The organism is Mycobacterium sp. NAZ190054 (assembly GCF_001545925.1).
Lineage (GTDB): Bacteria > Actinomycetota > Actinomycetes > Mycobacteriales > Mycobacteriaceae > Mycobacterium.
The window spans coordinates 1-12,294 of record NZ_LMVQ01000097.1; the positions used below are offsets into that span (position 1 = coordinate 1).

Sequence of the window (12,294 nt, forward strand, 5' to 3'; positions counted from 1 at the left end):
TGCGCGCATCGCCGAGATGACGTCGGCGGTGGCGGTGGCGCTGGCGCCTCCGAGCGGGAAGAAGTTCGCGAAGCCGTGGATCAGCGACCCGTACTCGCGGTAGTCGACGGGTGGCCGTCGGCGGCGACAGCGCCGGAGCCAACCTCTCGGCGCTGGTCGCGATCCGGGCGCGCGACGAGAAGAAGCCGCTGCCCGCCCTGCAGCTGCTGCTGTACCCGGTCACCGACTACGAGGCCCAGACCCGGTCCAAGACGCTGTTCGCCCGCGGCTTCTTCCTGACCAAGAAGGACATGGACTGGTTCACCGAGCGGTTCCTCGGCGCAGCGCAGGTCGCCGGAACCGACCCGCGCGTGTCACTGCTGCGCGTCGAGGACCTGTCCGGGTTGTCGCCGGCGCTGGTCGCGACCGCGGGTTTCGATCCGCTGCGCGACGAGGGCAGGCATTACGCCGACGCGCTGCGCGCCGCCGGCACCCCCGTCGACTACCGCGAGTACGGGTCGCTGATCCACGGCTTCGCGAACTTCTTCCCGCTCGGAGGCGCCAGCGCCACCGCCACCGCCGACGTCATCTCGGCGATGCGCGCACATCTGACCCGCGCCGGATAAAGACCGTCGGTGACGCCGGTACTCTGTGCTTCGTGGCCACCAAACCCAAGAAGAACGCGCGCTACGACCTGAAGGCAGCCGACCGTAAGCGCAACCTGCTCATCCAGATCGGTCTGACCGCTGTCGTCGTCGTCTTCGCGGTCGTCTTGGTGCTCTACATCGTGCTCTCGGCCGACGACAAGCCCACCGCCGGTGAGTCCCGCGCCGTCCGCGTCGAGTCGGCCAGCCTGATCAAGAAGGAAGGCACCGACGAGCCGAAGGCGGTGCTGAGCCTGTACGAGGACTTCCTGTGCCCGCACTGCGGCGCGTTCGAGCAGCAGTTCGGCCCTACCATCGAAAAGCTCATCGACTCCGGCGCCGTCGCTGCCGACTACTACATGGTCGGCATCCTGGACCGGCCGCAGAACAACAATTACCCGTCCCGCGCGGGCGGCGCCGCGTACTGCGTCGCCGACGAATCCGTCGACGCGTTCCGCCGCTTCCACACCGCGCTGTTCGCCCAGCAGCCCGGTGAGATGGGCACGGCGTATCCGGACAACGCCCGGCTCGTGGAGGTCGCGCGTCAGGCCGGTGCCAGCGGCGCGGTGCCCGACTGCATCAACAAGGGCACCTACGTCGACATGGTGGCCGGTCTGGCGTCGGCGACGGGCATCAAGTCCACCCCGTCGGTGCGGATCAACGGCGAGGACTACCAGTACAGCACCCCCGACGCGCTGGTCGCCAAGATCAAGGAGATCGTCGGCGACGTGCCCGGACTGGAGGCCGCGCCGCCCGCACCCGCACCCCAACCCGCCCCGGCGTCATGACCGTCGCCGCGGCCGACCCCGTCGACCACACCGATTCGTCGGCGCAGCAGCCGGCGCCGGTCGCGGTTCCCCGCAGCAGCGCGCTGTGGGTGCTGATCGCCGGTCTGGTCGGGCTCGCGGCGGCCCTGACGTTGACGGTCGAGAAGATCGAACTGCTCATCAACCCGAACTACGTGCCGTCCTGCAGCATCAACCCCGTGCTGTCCTGCGGCTCGGTGATGATCACCCCGCAGGCGTCGCTGTTCGGCTTCCCGAACCCGCTCATCGGCATCGTGGCGTTCACCGTCGTGGTGGTCACCGGTGTGCTCGCGCTGGCCAAGGTCGACCTGCCGCGGTGGTACTGGGCGGGCCTGGCCCTGGGCACCCTGGCGGGCACGGTGTTCGTGCACTGGCTGATCTTCCAGAGCCTGTACCGCATCGGGGCGCTGTGCCCGTACTGCATGGCGGTGTGGGCGGTGACGATCCCGCTGCTGGTGGTCGCCACGTCCGTCGCAGTCCAGCCCCAGCGCAGCGGCAACGCCGTGCTCAGGACGCTGCACACCTGGCGCTGGTCGCTGGTGACGCTGTGGTTCACCGGTGTGCTGCTGCTGATCCTCGAACGCTTCTGGAACTACTGGTCCACGCTGTTCTGATCACACTCCGCGGCCGGTTCCTGTGAGATTGACCTGCGAGGTTAAGGTGAACCGTGGCCGGTCAGATCTCCAAAGTCCTTGTCGCCAACCGCGGCGAAATCGCGATCCGCGCGTTCCGCGCCGCCTACGAGATGGGCATTGCGACCGTCGCGGTCTATCCGTATGAGGATCGCAATTCCCTCCACCGGCTGAAGGCCGACGAGTCCTACCAGATCGGGGAGGTGGGGCACCCCGTCCGGGCCTATCTGTCCGTCGACGAGATCATGCGGGTGGCCGTGGAGGCCGGCTGCGACGCGGTGTATCCCGGTTACGGCTTCCTGTCCGAGAACCCCGAACTGGCCGCCTCGTGCGCGGCGGCCGGGATCACGTTCGTCGGCCCCAGCGCCGGGGTGCTGGAGCTCACCGGGAACAAGGCGCGGGCCATCGAGGCGGCCCGCTCCGCGGGTCTGCCGGTGCTGACGTCGTCGGCGCCGTCGTCGTCGGTCGACGAGCTCGTCGAGGCGGCCCGGGGCATGGAGTTCCCGCTGTTCGTCAAGGCGGTGTCCGGCGGCGGCGGGCGCGGCATGCGCCGGGTCACCGACCCGGACGCGCTGGCCGAAGCGGTGGAAGCCGCCAGCCGCGAGGCCGAGTCGGCGTTCGGGGACCCGAACGTCTACCTGGAACAGGCGGTGCTGAATCCCCGCCACATCGAGGTGCAGATCCTCGCCGACAACGACGGCAACGTGATGCACCTGTTCGAACGGGACTGCAGCGTGCAGCGGCGGCACCAGAAGGTCATCGAGCTCGCGCCGGCGCCGAACCTGTCCGAGGAGCTGCGGCAGAAGATCTGCGCCGACGCCGTCGCGTTCGCCCGTGAGATCGACTACTCGTGCGCGGGCACCGTGGAGTTCCTGCTCGACGAGCGCGGGCATCACGTGTTCATCGAGTGCAATCCGCGCATCCAGGTCGAGCACACCGTCACCGAGGAGATCACCGACGTCGACCTGGTGTCCAGCCAGCTGCGGATCGCGTCCGGCGAGACGCTGGCCGACCTCGGCCTGAGCCAGGACATGTTGAAGGCGCCACGGGGATTCGCACTGCAGTGCCGGATCACCACCGAGGACCCGGCCAACGGGTTCCGGCCCGACACCGGGCGCATCACCGCCTACCGATCACCGGGCGGCGCGGGTATCCGGCTCGACGGCGGCGCGCACCTCGGCGCCGAGATCGGCGCGCACTTCGACTCCATGCTGGTCAAACTCACCTGTCGGGGCCGGGATTTCGGCGCCGCCGTGGCCCGCGCGCACCGGGCGCTCGCCGAGTTCCGGGTCCGCGGGGTGTCGACGAACATCCCGTTCCTGCAGGCGGTCATCGACGATCCGGACTTCCGGAACGGGCGGGTCAACACGTCGTTCATCGACGACCGGCCCTACCTGCTCACCGCGCGGTCGCCCGCCGACCGCGGCACCAAGATCCTGAACTATCTGGCCGACGTCACGGTCAACCAGCCGCATGGGCCGCGCCCGTCGACGGTGTACCCGCACGACAAGCTGCCGCAGATCGACCTCGACACGATGCCCCCGCGGGGCAGCAAGCATCTGCTCACCGAGGTCGGGCCGGAAGCGTTCGCGCGCTGGATGCGCGAGTCCAAGGCCGTCGGCGTCACCGACACCACGTTCCGCGACGCCCATCAGTCGTTGTTGGCCACCAGGATCCGCACCTCCGGCCTGCTGATGGTCGCGCCGTACATCGCGCGGATGACCCCGCAACTGCTCTCGATCGAATGCTGGGGCGGCGCGACGTACGACGTGGCGCTGCGGTTCCTCAAAGAGGACCCGTGGGAGCGGCTGGCGGCGCTGCGCGAGGCGGTGCCCAACATCTGCCTGCAGATGCTGCTGCGGGGCCGCAACACCGTCGGTTACACGCCGTACCCGGAATCGGTGACCCACGCGTTCGTGCAGGAGGCCACCGCCACCGGCATCGACATCTACCGGATCTTCGACGCCCTCAACAACGTCGACTCGATGCGGCCCGCGATCGACGCGGTCCGCGAAACCGGCACCTCCGTGGCCGAAGTCGCGATGTCCTACACCGGGGACCTGTCCGACCCCGGGGAGAACCTCTACACGCTCGACTACTACCTCAAGCTCGCCGAGCAGATCGTCGACGCGGGCGCGCACGTGCTCGGCATCAAGGACATGGCCGGGCTGCTGCGGCCCCAGGCGGCGGCGACGCTGGTCAGCGCGCTGCGCAGCCGCTTCGACCTGCCCGTGCACGTGCACACCCACGACACCCCGGGCGGCCAGCTGGCCACCTATCTGGCGGCCTGGCAGGCCGGTGCCAGCGCGGTCGACGGCGCCTCGGCGCCGCTGGCCGGGACCACCAGTCAGCCCGCGCTGAGCTCGATCGTCGCGGCCACCGCGCACACCGAGTTCGACACCGGGCTGTCGTTGTCGGCGGTGTGCGATCTGGAGCCGTACTGGGAGGCGCTGCGAAAGGTGTACGCGCCCTTCGATGTTGCGGCGTCCGGTCCACCTACCCCGACCGGGCGGGTCTACCACCACGAGATCCCGGGTGGTCAGTTGTCGAACCTGCGGCAGCAGGCGATCGCGCTGGGTCTGGGTGACCGCTTCGAGGAGATCGAGGCGAGTTACGCCGCGGCCGACCGCATCCTGGGCCGGCTGGTCAAGGTGACCCCGTCGTCGAAGGTGGTCGGCGACCTGGCCCTCGCGCTCGTCGGCGCCGGCGTGTCGGCCGACGAATTCGCCGAGGACCCCGAACGTTTCGACATCCCGGACTCGGTGATCGGGTTCCTGCGCGGCGAGCTGGGTGACCCGCCCGGCGGCTGGCCGGAGCCGCTGCGGTCCAAGGCTCTCGCCGGCCGCGCCCCGGCCAAACCGCAGACCGAACTCAGCCCGGAGGACACCGAGGCGCTGGCCGCGGCGGGACCGAAACGGCAGGCGACGCTGAACCGGCTGCTGTTCCCCGGTCCGACAAAGGAATTCGAGGCGCACCGGGAGCTCTACGGCGACACCTCGAGCCTGTCGGCCAACCAGTTCTTCTACGGGCTGCGCCACGGTGACGAGCACCGCGTGACGCTGGAGCGTGGCGTGGAGTTGCTCATCGGCCTGGAGGCGATCTCCGACGCCGACGAACGCGGCATGCGCACCGTGATGTGCATCATCAACGGCCAGCTGCGGCCGGTGATGGTCCGTGACCGCAGCATCGCCAGCGACGTGCCGCTCGCCGAGAAGGCCGACCGCACCAACGCCGACCACGTGGCGGCACCGTTCGCCGGTGTGGTCACCGTCAATGTGGCCGAGGGCGACACGGTCGAGGCGGGGGAGACCATCGCGACCATCGAGGCGATGAAGATGGAGGCCGCGATCACCGCCCCGAAGGGCGGCACGGTGGGCCGCGTCGCGGTGTCGGCCACCGCGCAGGTCGAGGGCGGGGACCTGCTGGTGGTGATCGGTTCGGCGGGGAAGAGCGACGCGGCCGGGGAATCACCCTGACCCGGATCGTGGCCGGAGAGCTCGGCGGACGCCGGATCGCGGTGCCGCAGCAGCGGTCCGGACGCGGCACGCGGCCGACGACCGACCGGGTGCGCGAGTCGCTGTTCAACGTGCTGACCGCGCGGATCGACTTCGCCGGGCTGCGTGTGCTGGACCTCTACGCCGGTTCCGGGGCGCTGGGTCTGGAGGCGTTGTCGCGCGGCGCGGCCTCGGCGCTGTTCGTGGAGGCCGATGCCCGCGCGGCGGCGGTGATCGAGCAGAACATCGCGGCGTTGGGCGTCCGCAACGCGGTCGTCCGGCGCGGACCCGTGGCGTCGGTCCTGGCCGGCGGGGCGCCCGGCCCGGTGGACCTGGTGCTGGCCGATCCGCCCTATGAGGTCGACGCCGCACAGGTCGAGGACGTCGTCAGATCGCTGGACGCGGCCGGGTGGAGCGCGCCCGGCACCGTGGCGGTGGTGGAACGTCCCGCCTCGGCGCCCGACATCGGCTGGCCCGGCGGCTGGTCGGCGTGGAAGTCGCGGCGCTACGGGGACACCCGCGTCGACTTCGCCGAACGCTGCTAGCGTCGACCGTCATGAGCGGAGCGGTGTGCCCCGGGTCCTTCGATCCGGTGACCCTCGGTCACATCGACGTCTTCGAGCGCGCCGCGGCGCAGTTCGACGAGGTCGTCGTCGCGGTGATGGTCAACCCGAACAAGACCGGCCTGTTCAGCCTCGACGAGCGGATCGCGCTGATCGAGGAGTCGACCGCCCACCTGCCGAACCTGCGTGTGGAGTCCGGGCAGGGTTTGATCGTCGACTTCGTCAAGCAGCGCGGGCTGACCGCGATCGTCAAGGGCCTGCGCACCGGCACGGATTTCGAGTACGAACTGCAGATGGCGCAGATGAACCGGCACGTCGCCGGGGTCGACACGTTCTTCGTCGCCACCACGCCGCAGTACTCGTTCGTGTCCTCGTCGCTGGCCAAGGAGGTCGCGATGCTCGGCGGCGACGTCTCGGAGTTGCTGCCCGCACCGGTGAACGCCCGGCTGAAAGCCAAGCTCGCCGAGCGGGGTTGACGCGTCGGCTCGGGGGTACGTACAGGGCACCGGCGCGCAGCCCAGCGCCGGCAAGTCCTGCAGCCCGTTTCCCGGAGGTGGCGACCGTGCCCGAGACATTCGTTCAATCCACCGACGACGTCGTCGCGTTCCTCAAGGATCAGCACAACCTGATCAAGGACATGTTCGACGACGTGCTTCACGCGTCCGAGCCGAAGGCGCGTGAGAAGGCGTTCACCGATCTGCGCCAGCTGCTCGCCGTGCACGAGACCGCCGAGGAGATGGTGATCCATCCCCGGGCGCGGCGGGAGGTGGACTCCGGCGACGAGATCGTCGACGCCCGACTGCGTGAGGAGCATGCGGCCAAGGAGCAACTCGTCGCGCTGGAGAAGCTCGACATCGCATCCGACGAGTTCCTCGCCGAGCTGACCGAGTTCCGCGACGCCGTGCTGGATCACGCCGAGCACGAGGAGGCCGAGGAGTTCACCAAGCTCAAGCGTGAACTCGACGCCGACGAGCTCAAGAGCCTGGTCGGGGCGGTGCGTGCGGCGCAGGCCATCGCGCCGACCCGGCCGCACCCCGGCGTCGAATCGGCCAAGCTCAACTTCGCGGTGGGCCCGTTCGCGTCGATGCTGGACCGTGCCCGGGACGTGATCGGGGCAGCGTTGCGCTGACCCTGGGCCCGCGTCTGCCGCGTTGACATCATCGCAGCAGACGGATGCCAGTAGAGCCTGTCCGCGACGCATGGGCGACACACCGGCGACGGAAGCCCAGTCACAGGCGTAACACCAGGCACACTGGTAACCAACAACTAGGCCTGGAGGGTATCGCCGTGTACCGAGTGTTCGAAGCTCTCGATGAGTTGGGTGCGATCGTCGAAGAAGCCCGCGGTGTGCCGATGACGGCAGGGTGCGTGGTGCCGCGCGGGGACGTCCTGGAGTTGATCGACGACATCAAGGACGCGATCCCCGGCGAGCTCGACGACGCGCAGGACGTCCTCGACGCGCGCGACTCCCTGCTGCGTGAGGCCAAGGAGCACGCCGAGTCGACCGTGTCGACCGCCAACGCCGAGGCCGACTCGATGGTCAACCACGCCAGGGCCGAGGCGGACCGGCTGCTGGCCGACGCGAAAGCGCAGGCCGACCGCATGGTCGCCGAGGCGCGCCAGCACAGCGAACGCATGGTGGTCGAGGCACGCGAGGAGGCCGCCCGCATCGCCGCGACCGCCAAGCGTGAGTACGAGGCCAGCACCGGACGCGCCAAGTCCGAGGCCGACCGGTTGATCGAGAGCGGCAACCTCGCATACGAGAAGGCCGTGCAGGAGGGCATCAAGGAGCAGCAGCGCCTGGTGTCGCAGACCGAGGTGGTCGCCACCGCCACCGCCGAGGCGACCCGGATGATCGACTCCGCCCACGCCGAGGCCGACCGGCTGCGCGGCGAGTGCGACATCTACGTCGACAGCAAGCTGGCCGAGTTCGAGGACTTCCTCAACGGCACCCTGCGTTCGGTGGGCCGCGGACGTCACCAGCTGCGCACCGCCGCGGGCACGCACGACTACGCGGCCCGGTAGCGCGCCGGGACGCCACCGTACGATACGGGCATGGCGAGGGACGTCAACGCGGCTGCGCACCGGGGTTCACGGTCGCCGTTGGTGATCGACATCTCCCGGCTCGGGCGGCGACCGGGGTCGATGATGAGCGTCGAGGAGACGGTGCCGAGCCCGGCGCGGATGGGCGTGGAGCTGGTGGCCGTGGCCGAGGGCGCGCCGCTGGATCTGGATCTGCGCCTGGAGTCGGTTTCCGAAGGTGTGCTGGTCACCGGCACCGTGTCCGCTCCGACGGTGGGTGAGTGCGCGCGGTGCCTGACGCCGATCACCGGTGAGGTCGACATCGACCTCACCGAGTTGTTCGCCTACCCGGACAGCAAGACCGAGGAGACCACCGAGGCCGACGAGGTTCCGCGGGTGAACCGTGACAAGGGGTCCGACACCGTCGATCTGGAGCAGTCGATCACCGACGCCGTCGGGCTGGCGCTGCCGTTCTCGCCGCTGTGCACCCCCGACTGCCAGGGGCTGTGCCCCGAGTGCGGGGTCCGGTTGGCCGACGCCGAGCCCGGCCACCGGCACGACCAGATCGACCCGCGGTGGGCCAAGCTGGCCCAGCTTCGCGAGCAGAGCGGAGACGACAAGTGACCGACCGCGCGCTTCTGCTCGAGGCGCTCGGTGTGGAGCTTCCCGGTGAGCTGCTCACCATCGCGCTGACCCACCGCAGCTACTCCTACGAGAACGGCGGGGTGCCGACCAACGAGCGTCTCGAGTTCCTCGGCGACTCGGTGCTCGGGCTGACGATCACCGAGGAGCTCTACCACCGCCACCCGGACCGCTCCGAAGGTGACCTGGCCAAGCTGCGTGCCAGCATCGTCAACACCCAGGCGCTGGCCGACGTCGGCCGCAACCTCACCGAGCACGGCCTGGGCGCCTACCTGCTGCTCGGCAAGGGCGAGGAGAACTCCGGCGGAGCCGACAAGTCCAGCATCCTGGCCGACGGTGTCGAATCACTGCTGGGCGCAATCTATCTGGAACACGGCGTGGAGGTCGCCCGCGAGGTGATCCTGCGGCTGTTCGGCACGCTGCTGGACACCGCGCCGACGCTCGGAGCGGGACTGGACTGGAAGAGCTCGCTGCAGGAGCTCACGGCGTCGCGCGGTCTCGGGGCGCCGGCCTACGTCGTGACCTCCACCGGGCCCGACCACGACAAGGAGTTCACCGCGGTCGTCGTGGTCGGTGAGGGGGAGTACGGCCGGGGCATCGGCCGGACCAAGAAAGAGGCCGAGCTCAAGGCGGCCGCGGCGGCGTGGCACGCCCTCAACGGTGACTGACCGGGATGCCTGAGCTTCCCGAGGTCGAGGTCGTCCGGCGCGGACTTGACGCGCACGTCGTCGACAGGACCATCACGGCGGTGCGGGTGCACCACCTGCGGGCGGTACGACGCCACGAGGCGGGGCCCGCCGACCTGACCGCGCGGTTGCTGGGCACCACGATCACCGGGACGGGCCGGCGCGGGAAGTACCTGTGGCTGACACTGGCAGACCGAGCCGCGCTGGTCGTCCATCTCGGCATGAGCGGTCAGATGCTACTGGGTCCGGTGCCGAACGAGAGTCACCTGCGTATCGCCGCGCTGCTCGACGACGGCACCACGCTGAGCTTCGTCGACCAGCGCACCTTCGGGGGCTGGATGCTCGCCGACCTGGTCGACGTCGACGGCAGCGATGTGCCCGCCCCGGTCGCGCACATCGCGCGTGATCCGCTGGATCCGCTGTTCGACCGCGATGGTGTGGTGAAGGTGTTGCGGCGCAAGCATTCCGAGATCAAGCGGCAGCTGCTGGATCAGACCGTGGTATCGGGGATCGGCAACATCTACGCCGACGAGGCGCTGTGGCGGGTGAAGATCAACGGCGCCCGGCCGGCCTCGAAGTTGACGAAACCCAAGCTGGCCGAGTTGCTCGACGCGGCCGCCGCGGTGATGACCGATGCGTTGGGGCAGGGCGGCACGTCGTTCGACTCGCTGTACGTCAACGTCAACGGCGAGTCCGGCTACTTCGACCGTTCGCTGGACGCCTATGGCCGCGAAGGTGAGCCGTGCCGGCGCTGCGGCGCGCTGATGCGACGGGACAAGTTCATGAACCGCTCGTCGTTCTACTGCCCGCGCTGCCAGCCCCGCCCGCGCGTTTAGCGCCGAACTTGCATTCCGGCAGGCCGCCACTCGATCTTCTGCTGCCGGAATGCCATTTCGGCGGACGTTGTAGAAATAGGGCGTGACCGAACTGTGGGTGGAGCGTACGGGTGTGCGCCGTTATACGGGGCGCAGCACGCGCGGCGCCGAGGTGCTGATCGGCTCCGAGGACGTCGAGGGCGTCTTCACGCCGGGTGAGCTGATGAAGATCGCGCTGGCAGCCTGCAGCGGCATGGCCAGCGACCAGCCGCTGCGCCGCCGCCTCGGTGACGACTACCAGACCACGGTCCGGGTGTCCGGGGCCGCCGATCGTGAGCAGGAGCGCTACCCGCGCCTGGACGAGGTGCTCGAAGTCGATCTGTCGGGCCTCGGCGCCGAGGACAGGGATCGCCTGCTGACCGTGGTCGCCCGGGCCATCGATCAGGTGTGCACCGTGGGGCGGACGTTGAAGTCTGGTACCGAAGTGACGTTTGAGGTGAAAGATGTTGGACGAGAATGACGTCCGCCTGACCGCCTGGGTGCACGGGCAGGTCCAGGGGGTGGGTTTCCGCTGGTGGACGCGTTCCCGCGCGCTCGAATTCGGCCTGACCGGATATGCGGCCAACAAACCTGACGGCCGCGTGCAGGTGGTGGCCCAGGGCCCGCGGGACGCCTGCGAACGGCTGCTCGACCTGCTCACCGGCGGTGACACACCCGGGCAGGTGGACAAGGTCATCTCCGACTGGAGTGAACCGGCCGACGCGATCGCGGGCTTCACCGAGCGGTGAGGTCTCCGGCGGTAGGGTAACGCGTCATGCATCTGAAGAGTCTGACGCTGAAGGGCTTCAAGTCCTTCGCCTCGCCGACGACTCTGCGCTTCGAGCCGGGCATCACCTGCGTGGTGGGCCCGAACGGGTCGGGGAAATCCAACGTCGTCGACGCGCTCACCTGGGTGATGGGTGAGCAGGGCGCCAAGACCCTGCGCGGCGGCAAGATGGAGGACGTCATCTTCGCCGGCACCTCGTCGCGCGCGCCGCTGGGCCGCGCCGAGGTCACGCTGACCATCGACAATTCCGACAACGCGCTGCCCATCGAGTACTCCGAGGTGTCGATCACCCGCCGGATGTTCCGTGACGGTGCGGGGGAGTACGAAATCAACGGCAGCAGTTGCCGTTTGATGGATGTGCAGGAGCTGCTCAGCGACTCCGGCATCGGCCGTGAGATGCACGTCATCGTCGGCCAGGGCAAGCTCTCGGAGATCCTCGAATCCCGGCCCGAGGATCGGCGCGCGTTCATCGAGGAGGCCGCGGGGGTCCTCAAGCACCGCAAGCGCAAGGAGAAGGCGGTTCGCAAGCTCGACTCGATGTCGGCGAACCTGGCGCGGCTGACCGATCTGACCACCGAGCTGCGCCGGCAGCTCAAGCCGCTGGGCCGGCAGGCCGAGATGGCCCGCCGCGCCCAGACCATCCAGGCCGACCTGCGCGATGCGCGGCTGCGGCTGGCCGCCGACGACCTGGTCACCCGCAAGGCGGAGTTCGACGACACCAACCAGGCCGAGACCGCGCTGCGCCGCGAACACGACGAGCTCAGCGAGCGCCTGGAGGCAAGGACCCTGGAGCTCGGGGCCCACGAGAGTGCCGTCGGAGAACTCAGCGAGCGGGCCGACGCGGCGCAGCAGCGGTGGTTCCGGCTCTCCGCGCTGGCCGAGCGGGTGGGCGCGACCGTGCGCATCGCCACCGAGCGGGCCCAGCACCTGGACGCCGAACCGGATTTCTCGGCCGGTCCCGACCCCGAGGAGCTCGAAGCCCAGGCCGATGCCGTCGCCGAGCAGGAGCGGCAGCTGCTCGAAGAGCTGGCCGAGTCCCAGGCGCGGCTGGAAGCCGCCCGCGACGAGGGGGGACAGGTTCCCGGTCTGCGCGTTGAGGTCGCGGCCGACCTGGAAGAGTTCACGCTGGTCGGCGATCAACCCGAGGAAGTACACCAGTGAGGACGCCTTCAGCAGCGAGATGAA

The 12,294-nt window shown here is 69.5% G+C and carries 12 protein-coding genes and 3 pseudogenes; 14 read left to right on the plus strand and 1 reads right to left on the minus strand.

Going from position 1 to position 12,294, the window contains the following annotated elements; genetic code table 11:
* A pseudogene (locus ASJ79_RS33765) lies at positions 1 to 111 on the minus strand (alpha/beta hydrolase); the annotation flags it as partial.
* Here ASJ79_RS33765 and ASJ79_RS08750 point away from each other — a divergent pair.
* The 14 genes and pseudogenes from ASJ79_RS08750 to ASJ79_RS08815 all read left to right on the plus strand — a co-directional run.
* Positions 108 to 605, plus strand: a pseudogene (locus ASJ79_RS08750) (alpha/beta hydrolase); the annotation flags it as partial. The pseudogenes ASJ79_RS33765 and ASJ79_RS08750 sit on opposite strands and share 4 nt — an antisense overlap.
* A gap of 32 nt (positions 606 to 637) precedes the next feature.
* Positions 638 to 1,411 (plus strand): DsbA family protein, encoded by a 774-nt coding sequence (locus tag ASJ79_RS08755; RefSeq protein WP_067954321.1) that lies wholly within the window; start codon positions 638 to 640, stop codon positions 1,409 to 1,411.
* On the plus strand, positions 1,408 to 2,043 hold the full coding sequence (locus ASJ79_RS08760; protein WP_067954322.1) for a vitamin K epoxide reductase family protein: 636 nt from the start codon (positions 1,408 to 1,410) through the stop codon (positions 2,041 to 2,043). The genes ASJ79_RS08755 and ASJ79_RS08760 overlap by 4 nt, the downstream gene beginning before the upstream one ends.
* A 65-nt stretch (positions 2,044 to 2,108) precedes the next feature.
* Positions 2,109 to 5,537, plus strand: coding sequence for a pyruvate carboxylase (locus ASJ79_RS08765; protein ID WP_197420135.1), 3,429 nt, complete (start codon positions 2,109 to 2,111; stop codon positions 5,535 to 5,537).
* A complete protein-coding gene (rsmD, locus tag ASJ79_RS08770; protein WP_082753736.1) occupies positions 5,534 to 6,100 on the plus strand; it encodes a 16S rRNA (guanine(966)-N(2))-methyltransferase RsmD in 567 nt (188 codons plus the stop codon). The genes ASJ79_RS08765 and rsmD overlap by 4 nt, the downstream gene beginning before the upstream one ends.
* Positions 6,101 to 6,111: 11 nt before the next feature.
* Positions 6,112 to 6,594 carry a pantetheine-phosphate adenylyltransferase gene (coaD, locus tag ASJ79_RS08775; protein WP_067954324.1) on the plus strand — a complete coding sequence of 161 codons (483 nt, stop codon included), beginning with the start codon at positions 6,112 to 6,114 and terminating at the stop codon, positions 6,592 to 6,594.
* Between the two features lie 86 nt (positions 6,595 to 6,680).
* A complete protein-coding gene (locus ASJ79_RS08780) occupies positions 6,681 to 7,247 on the plus strand; it encodes a hemerythrin domain-containing protein (RefSeq protein ID WP_067954333.1) in 567 nt (188 codons plus the stop codon).
* 158 nt (positions 7,248 to 7,405) lie between these two features.
* Positions 7,406 to 8,143 (plus strand): cell division protein SepIVA, encoded by a 738-nt coding sequence (gene sepIVA, locus ASJ79_RS08785; RefSeq protein ID WP_067954325.1) that lies wholly within the window; start codon positions 7,406 to 7,408, stop codon positions 8,141 to 8,143.
* 30 nt (positions 8,144 to 8,173) lie between these two features.
* Entirely contained in the window at positions 8,174 to 8,764 is a 591-nt protein-coding gene (locus tag ASJ79_RS08790) for a DUF177 domain-containing protein (protein ID WP_067954326.1), read from the plus strand.
* The gene (rnc, locus tag ASJ79_RS08795; RefSeq protein ID WP_067954327.1) at positions 8,761 to 9,450 is read left to right on the plus strand and encodes a ribonuclease III; all 690 of its coding nucleotides are present in this window, start codon (positions 8,761 to 8,763) and stop codon (positions 9,448 to 9,450) included. The genes ASJ79_RS08790 and rnc overlap by 4 nt, the downstream gene beginning before the upstream one ends.
* Before the next feature lie 5 nt (positions 9,451 to 9,455).
* Positions 9,456 to 10,304 (plus strand): bifunctional DNA-formamidopyrimidine glycosylase/DNA-(apurinic or apyrimidinic site) lyase, encoded by an 849-nt coding sequence (mutM, locus tag ASJ79_RS08800; RefSeq protein WP_067954328.1) that lies wholly within the window; start codon positions 9,456 to 9,458, stop codon positions 10,302 to 10,304.
* Positions 10,305 to 10,386: 82 nt separating this feature from the next.
* Positions 10,387 to 10,803: an OsmC family protein gene (locus tag ASJ79_RS08805; protein WP_067954329.1), complete on the plus strand. Its 417-nt coding sequence runs from the start codon at positions 10,387 to 10,389 to the stop codon at positions 10,801 to 10,803.
* On the plus strand, positions 10,787 to 11,071 hold the full coding sequence (locus ASJ79_RS08810) for an acylphosphatase (RefSeq protein WP_067954330.1): 285 nt from the start codon (positions 10,787 to 10,789) through the stop codon (positions 11,069 to 11,071). The genes ASJ79_RS08805 and ASJ79_RS08810 overlap by 17 nt, the downstream gene beginning before the upstream one ends.
* A 26-nt stretch (positions 11,072 to 11,097) precedes the next feature.
* A pseudogene (locus tag ASJ79_RS08815) lies at positions 11,098 to 12,177 on the plus strand (chromosome segregation SMC family protein); the annotation flags it as partial.
* Positions 12,178 to 12,294 lie beyond the last annotated feature (117 nt).